17 protein-coding genes are annotated in these 21,057 nt (G+C 39.4%); 8 read left to right on the top strand and 9 right to left on the bottom strand.

The genetic code is table 11. From position 1 onward, the window contains the following. Positions 1 to 36 precede the first annotated feature (36 nt). Both ABJH98_RS01555 and ABJH98_RS01550 read right to left on the bottom strand, forming a co-directional pair. Entirely contained in the window at positions 37 to 1,626 is a 1,590-nt protein-coding gene (locus ABJH98_RS01555; RefSeq protein WP_348305851.1) for a SulP family inorganic anion transporter, read from the bottom strand. 73 nt (positions 1,627 to 1,699) lie between these two features. Continuing rightward, entirely contained in the window at positions 1,700 to 2,032 is a 333-nt protein-coding gene (locus ABJH98_RS01550) for a hypothetical protein (protein WP_348305850.1), read from the bottom strand. 185 nt (positions 2,033 to 2,217) lie between these two features. Between ABJH98_RS01550 and ABJH98_RS01545 the strand changes: the two genes are divergently transcribed. The 4 genes from ABJH98_RS01545 (at position 2,218) to ABJH98_RS01530 (ending at position 6,923) form a co-directional block, all read left to right on the top strand. After that, complete coding sequence (locus ABJH98_RS01545) at positions 2,218 to 3,090, top strand: helix-turn-helix domain-containing protein (protein WP_348305849.1); 873 nt, start codon at positions 2,218 to 2,220, stop codon at positions 3,088 to 3,090. A gap of 75 nt (positions 3,091 to 3,165) precedes the next feature. Next, positions 3,166 to 3,714: a carboxymuconolactone decarboxylase family protein gene (locus ABJH98_RS01540; protein WP_348305848.1), complete on the top strand. Its 549-nt coding sequence runs from the start codon at positions 3,166 to 3,168 to the stop codon at positions 3,712 to 3,714. A gap of 174 nt (positions 3,715 to 3,888) precedes the next feature. Further along, complete coding sequence (fabG, locus tag ABJH98_RS01535; protein ID WP_348305847.1) at positions 3,889 to 4,635, top strand: 3-oxoacyl-[acyl-carrier-protein] reductase; 747 nt, start codon at positions 3,889 to 3,891, stop codon at positions 4,633 to 4,635. Between the two features lie 221 nt (positions 4,636 to 4,856). Beyond that, positions 4,857 to 6,923, top strand: a complete 2,067-nt coding sequence (locus ABJH98_RS01530) for a VWA domain-containing protein (protein WP_348305846.1) — start codon at positions 4,857 to 4,859, stop codon at positions 6,921 to 6,923. Between the two features lie 882 nt (positions 6,924 to 7,805). On the opposite strand, the gene ABJH98_RS01525 is transcribed toward ABJH98_RS01530, so the two are convergent. The 3 genes from ABJH98_RS01525 to ABJH98_RS01515 form a co-directional block, all read right to left on the bottom strand. Next, positions 7,806 to 10,367, bottom strand: a complete 2,562-nt coding sequence (locus ABJH98_RS01525) for an ATP-dependent Clp protease ATP-binding subunit (RefSeq protein ID WP_348305845.1) — start codon at positions 10,365 to 10,367, stop codon at positions 7,806 to 7,808. Between the two features lie 101 nt (positions 10,368 to 10,468). Beyond that, positions 10,469 to 11,074, bottom strand: coding sequence for a WbqC family protein (locus ABJH98_RS01520; protein WP_348305844.1), 606 nt, complete (start codon positions 11,072 to 11,074; stop codon positions 10,469 to 10,471). After that, the gene (locus ABJH98_RS01515; protein WP_348305843.1) at positions 11,071 to 11,697 is read right to left on the bottom strand and encodes an L-threonylcarbamoyladenylate synthase; all 627 of its coding nucleotides are present in this window, start codon (positions 11,695 to 11,697) and stop codon (positions 11,071 to 11,073) included. Before ABJH98_RS01515 ends, ABJH98_RS01520 begins: the two co-directional genes overlap by 4 nt. Positions 11,698 to 11,761: 64 nt before the next feature. On the opposite strand from ABJH98_RS01515, the gene mltG reads away from it, so the two are divergent. Both mltG and ABJH98_RS01505 read left to right on the top strand, forming a co-directional pair. Further along, positions 11,762 to 12,799, top strand: a complete 1,038-nt coding sequence (mltG, locus tag ABJH98_RS01510; RefSeq protein ID WP_348305842.1) for an endolytic transglycosylase MltG — start codon at positions 11,762 to 11,764, stop codon at positions 12,797 to 12,799. Between the two features lie 144 nt (positions 12,800 to 12,943). Beyond that, positions 12,944 to 13,276, top strand: coding sequence for an MGMT family protein (locus ABJH98_RS01505; protein ID WP_348305841.1), 333 nt, complete (start codon positions 12,944 to 12,946; stop codon positions 13,274 to 13,276). Here ABJH98_RS01505 and ABJH98_RS01500 read toward each other — a convergent pair. Continuing rightward, positions 13,271 to 14,704: a sodium:solute symporter gene (locus ABJH98_RS01500; RefSeq protein WP_348305840.1), complete on the bottom strand. Its 1,434-nt coding sequence runs from the start codon at positions 14,702 to 14,704 to the stop codon at positions 13,271 to 13,273. The genes ABJH98_RS01505 and ABJH98_RS01500 overlap by 6 nt on opposite strands. A gap of 158 nt (positions 14,705 to 14,862) precedes the next feature. Here ABJH98_RS01500 and ABJH98_RS01495 point away from each other — a divergent pair, with 158 nt between their 5' ends. Beyond that, positions 14,863 to 15,984: an acyl-CoA desaturase gene (locus tag ABJH98_RS01495; protein WP_348305839.1), complete on the top strand. Its 1,122-nt coding sequence runs from the start codon at positions 14,863 to 14,865 to the stop codon at positions 15,982 to 15,984. 1 nt (position 15,985) lies between these two features. On the opposite strand, the gene ABJH98_RS01490 is transcribed toward ABJH98_RS01495, so the two are convergent. After that, complete coding sequence (locus ABJH98_RS01490; RefSeq protein ID WP_348305838.1) at positions 15,986 to 17,344, bottom strand: hypothetical protein; 1,359 nt, start codon at positions 17,342 to 17,344, stop codon at positions 15,986 to 15,988. 188 nt (positions 17,345 to 17,532) lie between these two features. Beyond that, on the bottom strand, positions 17,533 to 18,714 hold the full coding sequence (locus ABJH98_RS01485; RefSeq protein WP_348305837.1) for an aminotransferase class I/II-fold pyridoxal phosphate-dependent enzyme: 1,182 nt from the start codon (positions 18,712 to 18,714) through the stop codon (positions 17,533 to 17,535). A gap of 119 nt (positions 18,715 to 18,833) precedes the next feature. On the opposite strand from ABJH98_RS01485, the gene metX reads away from it, so the two are divergent. Beyond that, positions 18,834 to 19,850, top strand: coding sequence for a homoserine O-acetyltransferase (gene metX, locus ABJH98_RS01480; protein WP_348305836.1), 1,017 nt, complete (start codon positions 18,834 to 18,836; stop codon positions 19,848 to 19,850). 3 nt (positions 19,851 to 19,853) lie between these two features. On the opposite strand, the gene ABJH98_RS01475 is transcribed toward metX, so the two are convergent. Beyond that, a complete protein-coding gene (locus ABJH98_RS01475; protein ID WP_348305835.1) occupies positions 19,854 to 20,975 on the bottom strand; it encodes a T9SS type A sorting domain-containing protein in 1,122 nt (373 codons plus the stop codon). Between the last annotated feature and the right edge of the window lie 82 nt (positions 20,976 to 21,057).

The following is a 21,057-nucleotide window of genomic DNA, read 5'->3' as shown; positions in this document are numbered from 1 at the left end:
TCAGATTACTTCACGTCGCTCGTGATGATTCTTAGATTATTTTACCACTGACTCTAGTTCTTCAACTACATTGTCGGAGTTTTCGTTTTTGAATCCTACTAATTCAAGTTTGATGCCCTTAGACTTTGCGTTGATTTTAAAGTCATCAATCACTTCCAATACATCCCAGTGAATGTCTTTGTTACGTGTGGCATCTATGATCACATGCGAATTTTCGGGAATAAGCCCAAAAGTTTTGATGAAACCAGCTTTATTCAAAAAACTCACATCTTCGGATAAATCAATTTTAATTGGCTCACCTTCTTTGATTTCATCTGGATCGAAGTGATAAGGTGTTTTGAAGTTATTCCAAAGTATAAACACCATTGCAACAGCCAAGCCAAGCCCGATACCTGTAAGCAAATCTGTAAGTACGATGGCCACTATGGTAACAATGTAGGAATAAAACTGAGAATGCCCAGTTTTATACATTGCTTTAAAAATAGCCGGCTTTACTAATTTATAACCCACTACTAAAAGCACCGCAGCCAAACTAGCTAGCGGTATCAAATTCAAAATGTGAGGGATGGCCACGACACATACTAAAAGCATAACACCATGAAAAAATGCAGAGGCTCTCGTTTTGCCACCAGATTGTACGTTGGCAGAACTTCTTACAATAACCTGAGTAACAGGGAGGCCACCAATTAAACCAGAAATAGAATTTCCAATACCCTGTGCAATCAACTCTCTATTTGTAGGAGTGATACGTCTTTCAGGGTCCATCTTATCTGCGGCTTCCACACTAAGCAAAGTCTCGATACTTGCAATAATTGCAATGGTTAGAGCAACTACGTATGTTTTTTTATTGGCCAATACAGCGAAATTTGGTGAAGTAAATTGACCAAGAAAATCATTCAGACTCTCATTGACAGGTATATTTACTACATGATCTCCATGCAAAGAAAAGTATTCGTTTCCTTCGAAAAAGAGATTTAAACCTATTCCTGTTGCAACGGCCAAAAGCGGACCATTTAATATTTTAGAAAAGCTGAATTTTTTGATGATAGGTTGTTCCCAAAGAATAAGAATGGCCAATCCTACGACGCTGATTACCAAAGCACCCGGCGTGATATTTTCCCAGGCATAAAATAATTCGGAGAAGGTATTGTGACCATCTGGCTGGAAGAAGTCCATGTCTCCTTCTGGATCTGCATCATATCCAAAGGCATGAGGAATTTGCTTAAGAATAATAATAACGCCAATTCCAGATAACATCCCTTTGATGACTGATGAAGGCAGGTAATAAGCAAAAACTCCCGTTTTGAAAATACCAAGCAGTATTTGAAAAATCCCAGCAATTACAACAGCCGCTAAAAAATTTTCGAAGCTACCCATATCGCCAATGGCAGTCAATACAATAACCGCCAGACCCGCTGCTGGCCCACTTACTCCAAGTTGAGATTTACTGATCAGCGCTACAACGATACCACCAACAATCCCAGCAATAATTCCTGAAAATAATGGCGCTCCTGACGCCAAGGCAATTCCTAAACAAAGCGGAACAGCAACTAAAAACACGACCAAACTGGCCGGAAGATCACTACCCAAGTGATCGAAAAATCCATGATTTCCTGATTTCTTCATGATGCGTAAAAGATTAGACTCTTTGAGTCTGATTGAACAATTGACTTTAGCTTAAGGGATAATAATAGTTGACTTAACAGTCAGCAGTCAATTGATCTGGGGGAGGGGTGATTACTGGTAGGCAAAGTTCTTGTAGGGTTAGTACATTTAGTAAATGACTGAGTTTGCCCTGTTGTATAAAAAGCATGCTGTTACCGTGAGCAACGTCTTGTTGAAAGTTTTCTTTTTGCTCTTTATTTTCCTTTTTCTCTTCACTGGATTCTTCACCATCTAAATCGGCTTCTTCCATGTTGACTGTTTGTCGTTCGAGAGAGTAATCTGGAAAAACAGAAGAAATCACAAAAGTGACCATGAGCAGCATGATCAGCGTGTTTATCGCAGTATCTGTAATTTTCTTTCGTCGCATTTTACTTTTTCTAATAGCAGATCCATTGGATCGATTGCTAAAATCTTGCTTTTTTAACTGATATACAAGCAAAAGGTTCTATTTGGTCTGACTTCTTTGTGAGTGGTTATCATTCAAACGTTCAAGAAAAGCTAAGTCAAAGAACCAAATTTTGTAAGATGTGTTTAAGAAGGAAATGAAAAGAAATGTATTTCGATTATAAAGACAATCAACTCAATGCCCTACTTCGAATGACCGACAATGTCGGACTGATCGTTGAAGATAGTAGTATACAAAAAGGATTGATTCATATTATATGGAATCGGGGGTTGCAAAAGGTAACTTTCAGCGTTGATGGTTCCTCTATTTCCTTAGCTTCAAATGAAATGACCACAGTGACCTATGTACATTTGGTCCAGTTTCAAGGGCCGCTTCCAAAGCTTACCATCATATCCTTCAATCGAGAGTTTTATTGCATCAAAGACCATGACTATGAAGTTTCGTGCAATGGTCTGTTGTTTATGGGTGCGAGGGATTTGCCTATTATTTCGTTGGACGAACGAGAAAGGTCAAGCTTACAATCCCTCATTCATGTGTTTGAAGATGAGTTTCAAAATAAGGACAACATTCAAGGTGAAATGCTTCAAATGTTATTGAAAAGACTCATCATCAAATGTACACGTCTGGCAAGAGCACAGACACTGGGTGTTTCTGTAGCAAATGAGTCATCCGAAACCATCAGGAAGTTTAATGTCTTAGTTGATGAGCACTATAAGTCATTGAAACAAGTGGCTGATTATGCGGAGATGATGTTTAAGTCACCTAAAACTTTGTCAAATGTTTTTAAACAACATGGGAGTAAACCACCGCTTCAAGTGATTCATGAAAGAGTGATCATAGAAGCTAGACGTCAATTATTGAAAACAGATAAAACGGCCAAAGAAATTGCGTTTGACCTTGGATTCGAAAATGTATCATCGTTCAATAAATTGTTTAAAAAATGCACAAACCTCACGCCTGTCGAATTTAAAAAACATAATACATTAGATAGGGAAAAATCGACAATCATTCGGGAATAATAGCCTATTACCAATCAATACTTATCCAGTTTATATGATTAGAAATTAAAATTTTAAATCATAAACAAACAAAAAATGGAAAGCTTTAACGTACCATCAAGAGAAGAAGTATCAGCTAACAATCAAGCAATTTTTGACAATCTAAAAAGTCAAGTTGGATTTGTACCAAACCTATATGCCACTTATACCCATTCAGAAAATGCTCTAGCTGATTATTTGGCTTTGTCCGGAAGAAAAACTTCGCTATCAGGAAAAGAAAAGGAAGTAGTAAACTTAGTAGTTAGTGAAGTGAATAACTGCGATTACTGTAAGGCTGCTCATACGGCTATCGGAAAAATGAATGGATTTACTGAAGACGAGATTTTAGAAATCAGAACAGGAGAGGCTTCATTCGATTCCAAATTGGATGCGCTAGCTAAATATGTAAAAAGTGCCGTAGTTAACCGTAGTAATCCCGAACAAACTGCGATTGATGGGTTTTTCAATGCTGGATATACAAAAGAGAATTTAGTAGATACAGTATTGCTTATTGGAGACAAGACAATCAGTAACTTCTTGTTTGGATCAACTCAAATTCCAGTTGATTTTCCAGCGGCCAAGGAATTGGAAGCAGCGACTTTGTAAAGAAAAGGTAGGTTATGTTGTTGGATATCCCACAAGTTAGATCTTGTGGGATTTTTGTTTTTACTGATTTGTGGTTTATAAACCAATATTTTCGAAGTGGATAAGGCACATTTAGCGAAAGCGATTACTTTTGAGGCTTTAAGAAAATCTAACGAGATACAAATCAAATCAAACATGGGTTTATTACAAGGGAAAACTGCTTTGGTAACGGGTGCTTCTAAAGGTATCGGACGAGCCATCGCGATGAAATATGCCGAACAAGGCGCAAACGTAGCATTTACCTACTTGTCAAGTGTGGAAAAAGGGGCGGCTTTGGTGAAAGAATTGGAAGCCAAAGGTGTGAAAGCCAAAGGTTATCGCTCAGATGCTTCTGATTTTGCCGCAGCTGAAGAACTGATCAACAACGTGGTAACGGATTTCGGGAGTTTGGATATTTTGGTCAACAATGCTGGGATTACGAAGGATAACCTATTAATGAGAATGACGGTTGAGATGTGGGATGATGTAATCAATATCAATTTGAGATCTTGCTTTAATACTGTAAAGGCAGCTACTCGAACTTTCATGAAGCAAAAAGCTGGATCGATCATCAATATTACTTCTGTGGTAGGTGTAAAAGGAAATGCGGGTCAGGCGAACTACGCGGCTTCTAAAGCAGGTATTATTGGATTCACAAAATCTGTGGCTTTGGAATTGGGTTCTAGAAACATTAGATGCAACGCAGTAGCTCCGGGCTTCATTGAAACGGACATGACAGATGCCTTGGATGAAAAAACGGTACAAGGCTGGAGAGACGCTATCCCTATGAAAAGAGGAGGTCAACCAGAAGAAGTGGCAGATTGTTGCGTGTTCTTAGGTGGCGATCAGTCTACATACATCTCAGGTCAGGTGATCCAGGTGGATGGAGCGATGTTGACGTAAGAGAAAATATCTAGCAGTCGTCATCACCCGGCGGTAGTCCGGGTGATCCGTCTGTTAAATGACTGCCTCTTTGGGTCATGCTGCAAGCCGAAAGGGATAGCCCTGATAAACAGGGCTATGACGACGTGTTACATTTAATAAAGCCCACCCCCTTTTCTTTTCCACTACCAATCATTATCTTCATTTTTTCGTTAGTACTCTTTCCATTAGAAGTTTAGAAATTGCCTGAATTAACTTTTGAACAATCCATTTGGTACGTGCCACTGTGCCTGCTTATCGCAGCAGCCATTTCCTATTTGGTTTATACCAAAAAGTCGCCTTGGAATGGATGGACTAATTGGCTGCTGACAAGTTTAAGGTTTCTTTTAATCTTCGTTTTACTAATTCTGCTCCTTAATCCATTATTGAACCAATTGGTGAATGAGGTAGAGCAGCCTTCTTTTGTTTTAGCGGTAGACAATTCCACCTCGATGATCCAAGGATTGGATTCTGTGGCGCAGCAAAAACTATTGGCAGATGCAGGCGAACTAAAAACAAAGCTTGAAGCTAAAAATTATGAGGTGTTTATTCACACCCTGGACGACAAACCTGCTCAGGTAAGTCAAATTATATTTGATCAGAAAATCACAAATCTGGATCGGTGGTTGAGAGATATGCAGTCTAATTATGAGGGCAAAAACTTGGGTGGTGTATATCTCATCTCTGATGGCAAATACAACCAAGGCACATCTCCGGCCTTTTTTCCATACAATTATCCTGTGTATGCGATTGGTGTAGGGGATACGTTGCAGAAGCAAGATTTGGTGTTGCAGAATGTGTTGTACAACAAGATTGCCTATCAGGGCAACAAGTTTCCAGTAGTAGCAGAAGTGGTCAATCATGGATTTGCGGGCAAAGAAGCCAGACTCGAAATCAGGGGCAATGGAAAAGTGCTGGCTAGCCAAAATCTAAAATTGAGTAGTAATGAAGGTCTTTCCAGAATAGAACTTGAAATAGAAGCAGGCGAAAATGGCATGCAGCAATTAGACCTTAGACTTAAAGTGTTGGAAGGTGAATCTGTCACTTCTAACAACTTTCGAAGGATTTTTGTGGACGTTGTCGATGGCAAGCAAAAGATCCTTTTAGTCGCTCCAGCTCCTCATCCGGATATCAAAACTTTGGCGGCTGTGATCGAACAAAATCAAAATTATGAATTGACTACCTATATTCCTGGGGTTAATGAATTGAAAGAAGACAAATACGATTTAGTCATTTCACATCAGGCCTACAGCCGATACAAACAAGCCAATGAAGCGATTCAAAAACAAAGAGAGCAAGGCGTGCCAGCACTGCTCATCTTTGGAGGTAGATCTAATATTTTGATGGCGAGTAGAACAGAGGAACTATTTACTTTCAAACAAAAAGGAGCCAAAAGAGACGTCGTCTTTGGGGCGCTCAATGAAGATTTTAATCTGTTTTCATTGAATGAAGATGCTCGAGAAAACTTCCGTAGTTTTCCTCCAGTAAGTGTGCCCTATGGAGAAGGAGTAGTACCTGCCAATGCAGAAGTCTTGATATACCAAAGAGTTGGGAGTATTCAAACGGACAAGCCATTGCTGTATCTGATGGAGCAAAATGGACAGAAGTCAGCTTTTTTACTAGCAGACGGCATTTGGAAATGGCGCATGCAGGAGTTCGCAACTACAGATGCTTCAGCCGCATTCGATGACTTATTCTTGAAAACCATTCAATACTTAAGTACCAAGGTTGACAAAAGAAAATTTAAGTTCTACCCTGAGAGCAATACTTACTTCGAAAACCAAACCGTAAAATTCCATGCAGAAATCTACAATCAGATCTATGAACGAATCTATGGTGAGCAGGTGCAAGTGGTAGTATCTAAAGATGACGGATTCAGAAAAGAATACAACTTCACCCCAAGCTCGGCCTATTCAAAATTAGAAGCCAGCAACTTCGAACCCGGACTTTACAACTACCAAGCGAAGGTGACACTCAACGGCAAAACAGAAACCGTCTATGGCAAATTCTCAGTCAAAGAACTCCAGCTCGAAGAACTAGACCAAGTTGCAGACTTCAACTTGCTCAGACAGCTAGCATACAATACCGAAGGCAAGTTTTACGCTGATACCCAAACTCCTCTTTCTGACATCGACAACTTCCAACTCAAAGGCATCATCCACTCGCAGGAAGATATCTTCCCTGTCATTCACCTCCAATGGATCTTGTTTGTGCTGTTGACTTTAGTGTCTATCGAGTGGTTTGTGAGGAAGTATAATGGGGGGTATTAAGAATGATCTCCTTTTTCGAATGGTCATTATTTATGAAAAGTGTTTTGGACTTACGGTTGGTTATTGGATTTGTAGTATTGTCAGTGTCAATTATCTGGTCTAATATTTTATACAATTCTATCATAGATTTTAATCTATATCAGGATGTGGAAATTACACTTTTGATGTGTCTGAAATATATTTTTTATTCAAATAGATACGTCCAATTAATAATCATAATTATTGCAATACTTGGTTTATTTAAATCTAATTACATCGGTTGGATTGCCATTGCGAATATTTTCTATTTTTCATTGTTTGATATGATTTTCGTGGCATTGCCGCAAGTTCTGAGTCAATATTCTCCTTCTTTTTTGGAGTATTTAGTGGTTCTGATTCCATTAATCATTATTGCCATTTTAAACTCCTTTCAAATACTTTCAAAGTATAATATCAGATCTCGAGATAAACTCAAACTTAATGTCAATGCAATGACATTAAGTTTGCTTTTTGTAAGTTACCGAGCTTATTTGCTTCTCTACTTTAATTTTGGTTACTGGGAAATACTGGAAAAAATAAAGTAAGCTATTCTCCGCCATTCTTGGTCTTGTCCCTAAGGGATGCCTTTGGGGTGACCAACAATTCTCCACAGCCTTTCGATCCAGTCTTTCAATTTCAATAAGATTACTCTCTTCACCTCCCTGTTGGTCGGCTTGTTCGAAATGACAATAAAAATGTGAGTGTGAAAATAAAATGTCATCTCGACGGTAGGAGAGATCTTAACGTCATTATATGTGTGAACAAAAAAATAGCTCAAGGTTTAAACCCTGAGCTATTTTTTGATTTTGTTACGAGCGGATCGAGATATCTCATTGATATTTCTCCCGCTGGTCTAAATGACAACTACTCCTCTTCTTTCTTCTCTTTCTTAGAAGCTTTTTTCTTCTTTATGGAGATGGTTAGTTCATCTGCTTTAGCCTTGTGATCCGCTACTAAGGTTTCACCTTCAGCGACTTCGCCTTTAAGGATCTCCTCAGCGATTGGGTCCTCCAAGTACTTCTGGATTGCTCGATTCAGTGGCCTTGCACCGTATTGAGAATCGTAGCCCTTGTCAGACAAGAAATCCTTGGCTTTATCCGTCAATTCGATGTTGTAGCCCAAGTCGATGATTCGCTCTAGCAACTTATCCAACGTGATATCGATGATCTTGTGAATATGCTGTCTTTCCAATGAATTGAAAGTAATCACGTCATCCAATCTATTCAAGAACTCCGGACTGAAAGTCTTCTTCAAAGCACTTTGAATCGTTGACTTCATCACCTCATCCAAGTTGTCCTGCTTATTTTTATTCATGAAGCCGATGCCAGCTCCAAAATCTTTCAAGTCACGAACACCTATATTTGAAGTCATGATGATAATGGTATTACGAAAATCTACTTTTCGTCCCAAACCATCAGTGAGAATTCCATCGTCGAGCACTTGTAGCAAGATGTTGAATACATCAGGGTGCGCTTTTTCGATCTCATCCAATAGCACCACGCTATATGGCTTTCTTCTTACTTTCTCAGTCAACTGACCACCTTCTTCGTATCCCACGTATCCTGGAGGTGCTCCTACGAGTCTCGATACAGAGAATTTCTCCATATACTCACTCATGTCGATTCTTACGAGCGCATCATCTTTATCGAATAGATATTGTGAAAGCACTTTCGCCAGCTCAGTTTTACCTACGCCAGTAGGACCCAAGAATACAAATGAACCGATGGGTTTCTTTGGATCTTTCAAGCCTACTCTGGTCCGCTGAATGGCTTTCGCCAATTTCTCAATAATCTCATCTTGACCAATGATCTTTTTCTTAAGATCATCTTTCATGCCGAGCAACTTGTTGCTTTCTTTCTGAGCAACACGCTTGGCCGGCACACCAGTCATCATGGCGATTACTTCAGCCACGCTGTCTTCGTCTACTGTGAATCGTTGAGACTTGGTCTCTTCTTCCCATTTCGCTTTAGCTGTTTCCAGTTGCTCGATGAGTTTTTTCTCTTTGTCGCGAAGTTGCGCTGCTTCTTCGTATTTCTGGCTTTTCACCACCTGATTTTTTTGCACCTTGATGTCTTCTATAGACTCTTCGAGGCTTACAATTTCGTCAGGCACATAAATATTGTTAATGTGAACTCTTGATCCTGCTTCGTCCATCACATCGATGGCCTTGTCCGGCAAGAATCTGTCGCTGATATAGCGGTCTGATAAATTCACACAAGCTTCGATCGCCTCTTCTGTGTAGTTCACATTGTGGTGACTTTCGTACTTGTCTTTGATATTATTCAAGATCTGCTTGGTCTCATCCGGCGTCGTGGCATCTACCATTACGATCTGGAATCTACGAGCCAAAGCCCCATCTTTTTCTATATACTGTCTGTATTCGTCCAGCGTAGTCGCCCCGATGCATTGAATTTCTCCACGAGCCAAGGCTGGTTTAAACATGTTGGAAGCATCTAGTGAGCCAGAAGCTCCACCAGCACCAACTATGGTGTGTAATTCGTCAATAAAAAGAATCACTTCAGGAGATTTTTCAATCTCATTCATGACCGCTTTCATTCTTTCCTCGAATTGACCTCTATATTTTGTGCCTGCAACTAATGAGGCCAAATCAAGTGTGACCACTCTTTTGCCAAACAATACACGAGATACTTTTTTCTGAATGATTCGTAGGGCTAGACCTTCCGCAATGGCAGTTTTACCTACACCAGGCTCTCCAATCAGAATAGGATTATTTTTCTTTCTTCGACTCAATACCTGAGCGACTCGCTCAATTTCTTTATCACGACCAACGATAGGATCCAAAGCGTCATCTTCAGCCATTTTCGTCAAATCACGCCCAAAGTTGTCTAAAACAGGTGTTCTTGACTTATCGCCACCTTTGGCTGATTCTTTGCTCGATGAGGAACCTCCTCCAGCACCGCTTCCAGAACCAAAGAGTCTAGAGGAGTCTTCGTCCGGTTCGTCCGTATCAGACGATCCCATTGGATGCTCGGTTTGATATTCTAGTAGTTCTTTCACTACATCGTAGGCCACATCAAATTTGTCCAATATCTGAGTGCCAATATTATCTTCATCTCTTAAAATAGAAAGCAACAAATGCTCGGTGCCAATCAAATGACTCTTGAAGATTTTTGCTTCTAGGTAAGTGATCTTTAAAACTTTCTCTGATTGGCGAGTAAGTGGAATGTTGGCTAAGTTCTTCACATTGTTTGTGGCAGAACCTTTAGTCGCCTTTTCTATAGAAGCTCTCAGCTCGTCCAAAGACACACCTAGTTTTTTCAATAAGCTCACTGCTACTCCTTCTCCTTCGCGGATCATGCCTAATATCAGATGCTCAGTTCCGATATAATCATGACCCAGTCTCAACGCTTCTTCTCTGCTCAGCGAAATGACTTCCTTTACCCTATTTGAAAACTTTGCTTCCATATGCTACTTAGTGTGTAGTAAAAATAAATTTTAATCTTATAAAATCTAAACATTAATCCAAAAACGAAATAATTAATTGTTTCGTTTCCTGACTTTAGAATTTATAAGTATTTGTTTGCATCCGGCCCAACGCAGCTGAGTAAATCCAGAATACTCAGGTTAGCTGCAAATTTGCTACCAAACAATTGTTGATACGGAATTGGCGTGAAATACGCTCTGCAAATATAATCTGATTTGGGATGGATTACCGAACGAATATCCTCCATTTCGTCGAATGGCCCTTTTTCATAGGTGGATGTGTATTTTATCTTGGCGTCAATATTGAGCACTTTGAGACAGAATGTCAGCACTTCGTTGTTTAAAGCTAAAAGCGTTTCGTGTTTTTTGAATAAAATTTTATGGAGATAGGGCTCATAAAATTCAAAAAAAGGGGATTTGTTGTAGGCTGAGATGATAGCTCGCCAATGGTTGTTGAGCCACTTTTGTCCATAATCGATTTTGATTTCGTCCATGGGAATATTCTTATTTCCACCGATCATTGGAATGGCCAGAGGTAAAATTCGGTTCGCGTCTAATATGTAACAGCGATTACGATAAGTCTGTTTGACGAAGTGTTCTTTGGTTTCAATCCAAACTTCCTTTCGGTTTTTGATAACACTGAAATACTCTAAACAGGGGAAATATTGGCTCTCTATTAGTGTTTTCATAGATAATCCCCCAAATCTCCGAGCCCTTCTCTGACCAGCTCTGGTTCATCAGAAGTGCAGTCTACCACGGTACTGGCCACCACTTCTCCGTAGCCACCATCTATGACGATATCTACCAGACCCTCATATTTCTCATAAATGAGTTCTGGATCTGTTGAATATTCTAAAACTTCATCGTCGTCATGTATGGAAGTGGTGATGATCGGATTACCCAATACTCTCACAATTTCTCTTGGAATATTATTGTTTGGGACTCTGATACCAACGGTTTTTTTTGATGCATTCAGCAATTTCGGGACCTTGTTGCTGGCATTGAGAATGAAGGTAAATGGACCAGGTAAGGCCTTTTTCATGAGCTTGAAGACTGGATTTGGCAAAGATTTGGTATACTCTGAAATGTGGCTCAAGTCATAGCAGATAAAAGAGAAATTCGATTTTCCTTTGATTTGCTTAAGTCTTCTAATTTTATCAATGGCCTTGGTATTAAAAATACTGCAACCCATGCCATACACCGTGTCAGTGGGATAAATGATCACCCCTCCATTTTTAAGTGTTTTTACAATGGTGTCTATTTTTTGAGGGTCGGGGTTTTCCTCGTATAGCTTGATGAGTTGTGTCTCCATGATTTCGAGGCTAAATTTAAAACAAATGGTTCAAGATTATTCTAAATAATTACTTTTGCCGCCGATGGATAAAAAGAAAATAGTATTGGGCTCGGCAATTGTGGCTTTCTCCATGATGCTTTCCTCTTTTGGATTTTACTTTTGGCAGATGATCTATTCTCCGAATTTTTTGGTAGAGCAGGATTCAAAGCCACTGATGATTCGTACAGGATCATCCTTTAAAGATGTACAGAATCAATTGTACAGTGGCCGTTACGTGAATGATTTGGTGTCATTCAGTTTCTTGTCTAAGATGATGGATTATGATAAACTCGTAAAACCAGGGCTGTATCTGATCGAACCAGAAATGACAAATATCCAGGTCATTCGAATGCTTCGGTCTGGGGATCAAACGGAAGTGAATGTGACTTTCAACAATGCACGATTATTGGCTGATTTGCCAGAAAAGCTCACCAGAAACCTGGAAATGACTGAAGAGCAATTGGCTGAGCTAATTCTCAATGATTCCATTCAGCAATTACTAGGATTTGATAGTTTGAATTTTATTGGGATGTTTATTCCAAATACCTACAAAATGTGGTGGACTACCAATCCGGAGAATTTACTTGGTCGCCTCAAAAAGGAATATGATAAATTTTGGAATGAAGAGCGTTTGGCGAAAGCAGCAAAAATGGGACTAACACCTAAAGAAATTTCGGTTTTAGCGTCTATCGTTCAAGCCGAAACGATCCAAAGCGATGAGTTAAAAGTGGTGGCTGGACTTTATTATAATAGAATTCGCAGAGGTATTCCTTTGATGGCGGATCCTACTTTGGTATTTGCTAGTGGAGATTTTGAAATTCGTCGAGTATTGAACAAGCACAAAAAAATAAATTCTCCTTACAACACCTATTTGAACGCTGGTTTGCCTCCGGGACCAATCAATATGCCGAATATCAATTCTTTGGATGCAGTATTGAATTACGACAAACACAAATATTTATATATGTGTGCTAAGGAAGACTTTTCTGGGAGGCATAATTTTGCCACCAACTTAATCGATCACAATCGAAACGCAGAGAAATTTCAGCGAGCGATGAATAAGGCTGGGATTTATAAGTGAGAGTGAATGCTCAAAACAATATTGTCATTTCGTAGCGCAGCGGAGAAATCTCATTAGCGTAACGCAGAATGATAAAATTTCTCCCACCGGTCGAAATGACAAGACTTGTGATTTGTTTATTGTAATTTGGAGATTTATTCTACCATGAAAGAACACTCGTTTTTCAATGACGTCTATGAAGTCGTAAAACTCATCCCAGAAGGAAGGGTGACCAATTATGGTGCGATTGGGAAATATTTGGGTTCCGGATTGAGTGCGAGAATGGTAGGCTGGGCGATGAATGCGGCTCATGGTCAGCATGATGTGCCCGCTCATAGAGTAGTGAATGCACAAGGTTTGCTCACAGGCAAAATGCATTTTGCGACACCGTCATTGATGCAGGAAAAACTGGAGGCTGAAGGATTGACTATTATCAAAGACAAAATCCAAAACTTCAAAACGCACTTTTGGGATCCAGCTTTGGAGCTCGAATTATGATTTTTTGATTAGGGCTATGAGTCCGATGAAAGTTAAAAGTCCATTTAATAAGAGCAGTTCAAAACCGAATTTGTAACCTCCAAGCCACTCCATGGAGTTTTCATTAATGATATAGGTCAGTATCGGAGCGGCAACGCAAACTATCGGAATCCATTGATCTTCGACCTTATTTTTGGTAAATAACCCGAAAGCATACAAACCAAGTAGTGGGCCATAAGTATAGCCTGCAACACGGAAAACTGAGTTGATCACACTGTCGTCATTGATGGCCTGAAAAATCAGAATGACTAAAAAAATCAAAACAGAAAAGCCAAGATGAACAAGCATCCTGTTTTTGCTATCGCTTTTGCTCGGATCTTTGTCCAGAAAGTCAATATAGAAGGAGGTCGTCAAAGCTGTCAAAGCAGAATCAGCACTTGAGTACGCAGCAGCAGTTACACCTAGTAAAAACACAACGCCACCAAAAATGCCGAAATGATTTAAAGCCAAATAAGGAAAAAGCGCATCAGTGGTATTGGTTAAATCAATTTGATTGATTTCTACGAAATGATAAAGTAGAACGCCTAAAGAAAGAAATAGAAGATTGGCAAAAATCAAAACTACGCTAAACCAGAATACATTCTTCTGGGCGTCGCCTAGTGATCGACAAGTCAAATTCTTTTGCATCATGTCCTGATCCAACCCAGTCATGACTATGGCAATGAAAGCTCCTGCAAAAAATTGTTTGAAAAAGTTACGGGGAGCTTGCCAGTCCCAAATGAATGTGTCTGATAATTCGCTGGATTGAACCACTTGCATCAAACCTCCAAAAGACAAGTCCAGCTGACTACCAATTATAGAAATACTGATGCCTACGGCTAGAAGCATAAATAGCGTTTGAAGTGTATCTGTCCAAACGATGGTCTTTATTCCGCCCTTGAAAGTATAGAGCCAGATCAATGCGATCGTTGCAAATACAGAAACAGAGAATGGAATATTGAACGCATCGAAAAAGGCAATCTGTAAGACTGTGGCAACTAAAAATAACCTGAAGGAAGCGCCTATAACTCTTGAAATAAGAAAGAAGAAAGCACCGGTTTTGTAGGCACTTTTGCCAAACCTGGAATCCAAATATTGATAAATGGAAACCAGATTCATTTTATAATATAGCGGCAGCAAGACCGTAGCAATTACAAAATAACCCAACAGATAACCAATCACCATTTGAAAATACGCCCAATGGCTATTCCCAACTTCTCCTGGAACAGAGATAAAAGTAACTCCCGAAAGCGAAGCACCAATCATCCCAAAGGCAACCAAATACCAAGGAGATTGTCTATTGGCTGTAAAAAATGATTCGGCGTCCGAATTTTTGGAAGTGAAATGAGCAATGGTCATCAGCAGGATAAAATATCCAGCAATGACAGAAAACACCAATAATGGACTCATGGGTAAGCTATTGTTTTTTGATTGTGGCAAACATACTGATTCTTGTCATAGGAAGTAATCAATGCATTTCTGACGATCTTCGGTTTAATGAATTAAATTGCGAGTCGGTTTGTTGGTAAGGCAATACGGAAAAGTGAAAACGAAGAATTGAGATTATAATGGCAGAAGTAACAAATATATATTTCAACAATGAGGATCCTCATTGTAAAGAATTTGCTAAGGTGTTGAATGGAAGAGTGAACGAATACTTTAAGACCAAGGGGATCTCAAAATACGGAAATGGAGAAATGTACTTCAAAACTTTTTTTATGCTCACTCTGTTTTTTGCTCCTTTTGCAGCCATTATTTATTTTGAGCCAGTTTGGTACATCGCTTTAGGGTTGGCCATTTTGATGGGGCTGGGAATGGCTGGAATTGGTTTGGGTATCATGCATGATGGAAACCATGGTTCTTATTCCAAGCACAAATGGGTGAACAACCTGATGGGCTACACGCTCAACTTAGTAGGTGCTAATGCCATGAATTGGAAAATTCAGCACAATGTGAAGCACCACACCTATACCAACATCGAAGACCACGATGAAGACATTGAACCAAAGGCTATACTTAGGTTTTCTCCTGCTACACCACTTAAAAAAGTGCATAAATATCAATACTTGTATGTCTGGTTTTTCTATTCTTTGGGTACTTTCTTTTGGGTGACCATCAAGGATTTTGCGAAAATCACGAGATACAAGAAGGAAGGCATTTTACATAAAAATGTAGGAAGTGTAGCTAAAGAGTATGCCATTCTAATTGCAACAAAGATCATCTATTTCTCATGGGTGATTGGTATTCCAGTATTGTTTACCTCTTATTCTGGTGGAGAGATTTTTCTAGGCTATTTCATCATGCACTTGGCTGCGGGTTTGGGAGTGGGTGTCATATTCCAACCGGCACATTTATTGCCAGAAGTTGAGTATCCAGAGCCGGATGAAAATGGCAAAATGAAATACTCTCGTTTTGTACATCAGCTGTATACTTCCGTGAATTTTGCTAATGGCAGCAAATTGGTGACTTGGTATGGAGGTGGTTTGAATTTTCAAGTAGAGCATCATTTGTTTCCACATATCTGTCATGTGCACTATGTGAATATCGCTCCGATTGTGAAAGAAACGGCTGCTGAATTTAACATCCCATATCATGCCAAGAAAGGTTTCTTTGAAACACTAAGTGAGCACACAAAAATGCTCAAGTGGCTAGGAACACCTGACAGTCAACTGGCAGCAGTGAAGGCCTGATTTATTTCTCGTACCAAAAGGGAATGGTAGCGAGCCATTCATACTCCGGTGTCTTTTCCGAATCAAGATAGATTTGCTCGATTTTTAAAATATTCTCCCCTTTTTTGAATCGATCTGTTGGGATAGTTGTAATAATTCCCTTTTGATCCTTAGAAGGATGGATATAGAATCGGTACTTCAAGTCTGAATAGACAGAATCATTAATTGACAGACGATAGAAATCACTTAGGCAATTAATCAATTGATCAAAATTTTCATCTGAAAATCGTTGACTTCCTATATTTAAGTTTCCGTCTTTAAATTTTGTGCTAAATCGCCAGTTGAGACCATCTTCTTTTAAAGGGATGAAATCGTCACAATGCTTTTTTATTTCAGGGTTGTCAGCCGCATCGTATCTTAGAAATACTCTGAAGTAAGGTTTGTCCAAATAATCAGAACTGATACTTGCCCGATTGATGTAATCGTCAGACGAACGTTGATCATCATAATAATTTGCTGACACAACATATTCATTTGTTTTGTCCGGAAAATACTGGTGCTGGTCAAATTTGAATATTAAGGAAAGAAATAGAAGAAAACCCACAAGGGTATATACCATTCGAATTCTGCGTTTGGAGAATTTGCTAATCATGTAGTAGTAGATACTTCTACTGAGTACAGACAACGTTATGATATTATAGAACCGATAAAAGGGGTAATAGACCTTGGCAATCCATTTGAATTTCTTGAAAAAACCGAGTGTAAAATAATCGATCATATAGATCAATCCAGTAATCAATAAAACCGGAAAGACTACTAGGGCAGTAAGGACAATGGCTGGATCAAGCCAATCAGGAGTGATGTCTGAGACGAAGTTGAGTACTAGAGCCGTTAGCCCGAAGAGTAAGAGATATAAACCGAAGGCCATTAAAATGGAAATGACTAAAAAAGCAAAGGCAAAAATGACACTGCAGATTTCATCTAGTTTGATGACTAACTGATCCAAGCTGATTACTTTCTTCTTCAATCGCTCAGTAAAAAAAAAAGAGTAATTAAGATCAGTGAAATTAATCTTTGACTGAACGGAACGAAGTCCAATAGTTCCAATCCAAAAACCACGAAGCATCAAATGAGTAATTAAGCAAAATGTAAGAGCTTCTAAGGACTTGTATACCAGTCCGATAAATAGGTAAAGCATACTGTATTGCCCCGATCTAAAATCGAATTGATACTCTAACTCAGTAATGAACCCCTCAAATGAAATGGTAGCTTGTATCAATAAAAAAATGGTGAATGCAGATACAAGCAGTTCAAGCTGCCAACTTTCGCGCTCCAGTTTGTTGAGCCAATCACTGATCTGATCTTTGCTTTTGTCGCTCATTTAGATTTTGGTTTTCCTAAATTTAGCAGAAGCGTGACTTAATCCAATTGGCCTGAGAATAATATTTTTATGGTCTACTTTCATAGCAAACCTCAAACGACTGATTATTTAATGTCTGGCCAGTCATTTGACATTAATAAATACTCATCCTTGGATAAGGAGGGTGGGAGGATTGATGTGTAGATAAATTATTGATGAGACCCTTCAAAAGCCTGCTTCAAGTCAGCAATAATATCCTCGATGTGCTCTAGACCAGCAGAAATTCGAATGAGATTTGGAGCGATTCCAGTTGCTGCCCTCTCTTCATCCGTCAATCGGGCGTGTGTGGTAGAAGCTGGATGAGTCACTATCGTACGGGTGTCTCCGAGGTTTGCAGTAAGGCTGCACATTTCTATGCTGTTGAGAAATTGACGACCTCTTTCTACACCTCCTTTGATCCCAAAACACACCATGCCACCACCACTTTTCATTTGTTTTTTGGCAATTTCATATTGAGGGTGAGAAGGTAGGAAAGGATAGCGTACCCACTCTACATGCTCATTGGCCTCAAGCCATTCGGCTAATTTTATGGCATTGTCGCCGTGCTTATCCATTCGAACGGCTAAGGTTTCCAAACTTTTTGACAAGACCCAAGCATTGAAAGGGGAAAGCGCTGGTCCTGTGCTACGGCTGAAAGTGTAAATTTCTTTGATCAAATTTGCTCTGCCTACGATCATGCCTCCCATGACACGGCCTTGACCATCGAGATATTTGGTAGCAGAATGTATCACTAAATCCGCACCGTATTCAATTGGTAATTGTAAATAGGGCGTGGCAAAGCAGTTGTCTACAATGAGAATCAAATTGTTTTTTTTGGCAAAAGCTCCCGCAAACTCCAAGTCGATGAGTTCAATGCCAGGGTTAGTCGGCGTTTCTAAAAATAAGACTTTGGAGTTGGGCTGAACTTTGCTCTGCCAGCTGTCTGTATCGTCTAGATCCAAATAAGTGCTTTCTATTTGGTACTTAGGTAGGAATTTGGTTATGACCGAATGCGAAGATCCAAAAATAGAGCGACAAGAAAGCAAATGATCTCCAGCATTCAATAGCGTAGCGAAGGTAGAAAATACAGCCGCCATGCCAGTAGCCGTGGCATAGCCTGCTTCAGCTCCTTCCAGCGCACACATTTTGTCAATGAATTCGGTGGTGTTGGGGTTGGTGAATCGACTGTAAGTATTTCGGTCTATTTCTTCGGCAAAAGTGGCTCGCATTTCTTCGGCATCATCAAATACGAAACTAGAAGTGAGATACATGGGCGAGGAATGTTCCTTCTCATGTGTGGTTTCAATTTGAGTTCTGATGGCGTTGGTTTCGAAATGTTTATACTTTTTCATAGAAAGGCCTTCAATAATTCTAACAGTTTTTTGCAAATATGTGAAGTTCGTATCTAAAATGGATTCTTACCGTGAACTATTATGGTACATTTATTAGGTTTGCGCCTTCAAATTTTACTATGAGCCAAACAGCCTCTATATATCAGTACAAGGAACCTTTTGAACTAGAAAGAGGTGGCGTGCTTCCACAACTTGAAATAGCATATCACACCTATGGCGAAATGAATTCAGATAAATCCAATGTGGTTTGGGTGTTTCATGCGCTTACAGCTAGTTCTGATGCTTTGGATTGGTGGCCCGGCCTATTTGATGCTGATTGTGCAATCAACCCAGATAAACATTTCATTGTTTGTGCGAATATTTTAGGTTCAACCTATGGTACTACAGGTCCTCATTCAGTAAATCCAGAAACTGGTAAACCTTATTTTTCTGATTTCCCGATGATTACAATCAGGGATATGGTCAAAGCACATCAAGTGTTGAGAGACTATTTAGGGATTAAAAAAATTGCTATTGGTATAGGTGGGTCGATGGGTGGCTTTCAGACTTTTGAATGGGCTGTGCAAGAACCGGATACTTTTGAGAAGTTGATATTGGTAGCTACAGCTCCTAAGGAATCTCCTTGGAGAATAGGTACACACGCGACGCAGCGTCTGGCAATAGAAGCGGATGCAACTTGGAAGGGTCATTCTGTCAATGCTGGAGCCAAAGGAGTGGCAGCATCTAGAGCAATTGGTATATTGTCTTATCGAAATCACAGAATATTTGAACAAACGCAGTCGGATACTGAGGAGAAAGTCGATGATTTCAGAGCGGAATCTTATATCCGCTACCAAGGTGACAAATTGGTGAATCGAGGCTTTAGTGGTTATATGTTGTGGAATTTATCTAAGGCGTTAGATAGTCATGATATAGGACGAGGTCGTGGCGGATTGATAGAAACGCTTGAACGTTTGAAAACGCCCATCTTACAAATCGGAATTTCTTCTGATCTATTGTTTGCAATAGAAGAACAACGTACAATTTCAGATCATTTGATCAATGTCTATTATCATGAAATTCATTCCAAATTTGGTCATGATGGGTTTCTTACAGAAACTGAGAAGATCAATGAGTTGATTGCTGATTTTATTTGAATACTATATCTTTTCTATTCTTTTTACCAATGATTCGCGTCCGTTGTCTATTCTTATCAAATAGATGCTTGGTTTTAAGTCAGATAAGAACTCATTGATTTCGTTCTCCAAACCTTCAAAAGTTAAAGCAGTCGATGTCCATAGGGTTTGACCAGTCAGATTTGTAATTGTCAACTTGTTGACCAGCCCAGAATGGCCTCTCAGTTTCATATAATTGGAAACGGGGTTTGGATAAATATCTAACTGACGTCCAAGTTCATCAGATACATAAATGGTTTTACTGTACTCAAAAGCACCATCGTAATCTATCTGCTTTAATCTGTAGTACCAGTTCGATGGTGTAATTGCATGGAAAGTATAATTCTTTGTAGTATTGATAGTTCCATATCCCTCCACAAACCCGATGTTCTCAAAAGATATTCCATCTAAGCTATTTTGAACATAAAATCCTTTGTTGTTAATTTCACTGGCTGTTTGCCAATTGAGTAGTGTAGAACCATCCATCGCTATTTGACCTGTAAAACTTGTGAGTTCCACAGGTAAATCATCGCAAGTTCCAGAGCACGATTCATTGCCGGTCCACCCTGTATCATCGCCGCCATTGTCATTAATATCTTCAGTTACCGTAATTGTGCCTGACCCACTAATTGTCCCCATACCATTTAGGTTTAAAGAACCTCCAACTTGTGCATTTCCATCTAATTGAATGGATCCAGAGTTAGAACCTGCCGGATTACCAATGTTCAGATTGCCTGTAGTTTGAAGAGATCCCCCTGGTGTTCCTCCTTCAACTATTAGGGAGCCTCCATTGACTATTACTAATAATCCACCGGATCCGTTGACAATGAGTGTGCCACCGTTTTCAACTAATATAGTCGCCCCATTAACTCTGTACCGAGTGGTTACAGTCAAAGTCAGCGTAGCACCATTTTCTATTGTAATGTCTTCAGTTCCATTCATGCTATCACCAGAATCACTACAAGGAGATATTGCTGAAGTAATTGTATGAGGCCCTCCAGTCGTGATATCTGCTGGGCACTGAGCTTGCAAATTATTTTTAGATCCTAATAGAATGGCTACCAAGAAAATGGCTAATAAGGGAAGAAATAATTTAGTCTCTTTCATTTTTTCAAAATTTAAAAGTACTAAAAAAATAATACAACTTGGACTGAGCTAATAATAATCTCTTTTTAATGCATATTATTGA

Source organism: Reichenbachiella sp., from assembly GCF_039969095.1.
Classification (GTDB): domain Bacteria; phylum Bacteroidota; class Bacteroidia; order Cytophagales; family Cyclobacteriaceae; genus Reichenbachiella.
This window is presented reverse-complemented; position numbering and strand designations above follow the sequence as displayed.

What these genes read in the sequence shown, in the direction of transcription:
- mltG (WP_348305842.1), top strand. Translation starts at nt 11,762, where the DNA reads ATGGATAAAAAGAAAATAGTATTGGGCTCGGCAATTGTGGCTTTCTCC.
- fabG (WP_348305847.1), top strand. Translation starts at nt 3,889, where the DNA reads ATGGGTTTATTACAAGGGAAAACTGCTTTGGTAACGGGTGCTTCTAAA.
- ABJH98_RS01495 (WP_348305839.1), top strand. Translation starts at nt 14,863, where the DNA reads ATGGCAGAAGTAACAAATATATATTTCAACAATGAGGATCCTCATTGT.
- ABJH98_RS01490 (WP_348305838.1), bottom strand. Translation starts at nt 17,344, where the DNA reads ATGAGCGACAAAAGCAAAGATCAGATCAGTGATTGGCTCAACAAACTG.
- ABJH98_RS01505 (WP_348305841.1), top strand. Translation starts at nt 12,944, where the DNA reads ATGAAAGAACACTCGTTTTTCAATGACGTCTATGAAGTCGTAAAACTC.
- ABJH98_RS01550 (WP_348305850.1), bottom strand. Translation starts at nt 2,032, where the DNA reads ATGCGACGAAAGAAAATTACAGATACTGCGATAAACACGCTGATCATG.
- ABJH98_RS01540 (WP_348305848.1), top strand. Translation starts at nt 3,166, where the DNA reads ATGGAAAGCTTTAACGTACCATCAAGAGAAGAAGTATCAGCTAACAAT.
- ABJH98_RS01515 (WP_348305843.1), bottom strand. Translation starts at nt 11,697, where the DNA reads ATGGAGACACAACTCATCAAGCTATACGAGGAAAACCCCGACCCTCAA.
- ABJH98_RS01525 (WP_348305845.1), bottom strand. Translation starts at nt 10,367, where the DNA reads ATGGAAGCAAAGTTTTCAAATAGGGTAAAGGAAGTCATTTCGCTGAGC.
- ABJH98_RS01555 (WP_348305851.1), bottom strand. Translation starts at nt 1,626, where the DNA reads ATGAAGAAATCAGGAAATCATGGATTTTTCGATCACTTGGGTAGTGAT.
- ABJH98_RS01545 (WP_348305849.1), top strand. Translation starts at nt 2,218, where the DNA reads ATGTATTTCGATTATAAAGACAATCAACTCAATGCCCTACTTCGAATG.
- ABJH98_RS01485 (WP_348305837.1), bottom strand. Translation starts at nt 18,714, where the DNA reads ATGAAAAAGTATAAACATTTCGAAACCAACGCCATCAGAACTCAAATT.
- ABJH98_RS01500 (WP_348305840.1), bottom strand. Translation starts at nt 14,704, where the DNA reads ATGAGTCCATTATTGGTGTTTTCTGTCATTGCTGGATATTTTATCCTG.
- metX (WP_348305836.1), top strand. Translation starts at nt 18,834, where the DNA reads ATGAGCCAAACAGCCTCTATATATCAGTACAAGGAACCTTTTGAACTA.
- ABJH98_RS01475 (WP_348305835.1), bottom strand. Translation starts at nt 20,975, where the DNA reads ATGAAAGAGACTAAATTATTTCTTCCCTTATTAGCCATTTTCTTGGTA.
- ABJH98_RS01520 (WP_348305844.1), bottom strand. Translation starts at nt 11,074, where the DNA reads ATGAAAACACTAATAGAGAGCCAATATTTCCCCTGTTTAGAGTATTTC.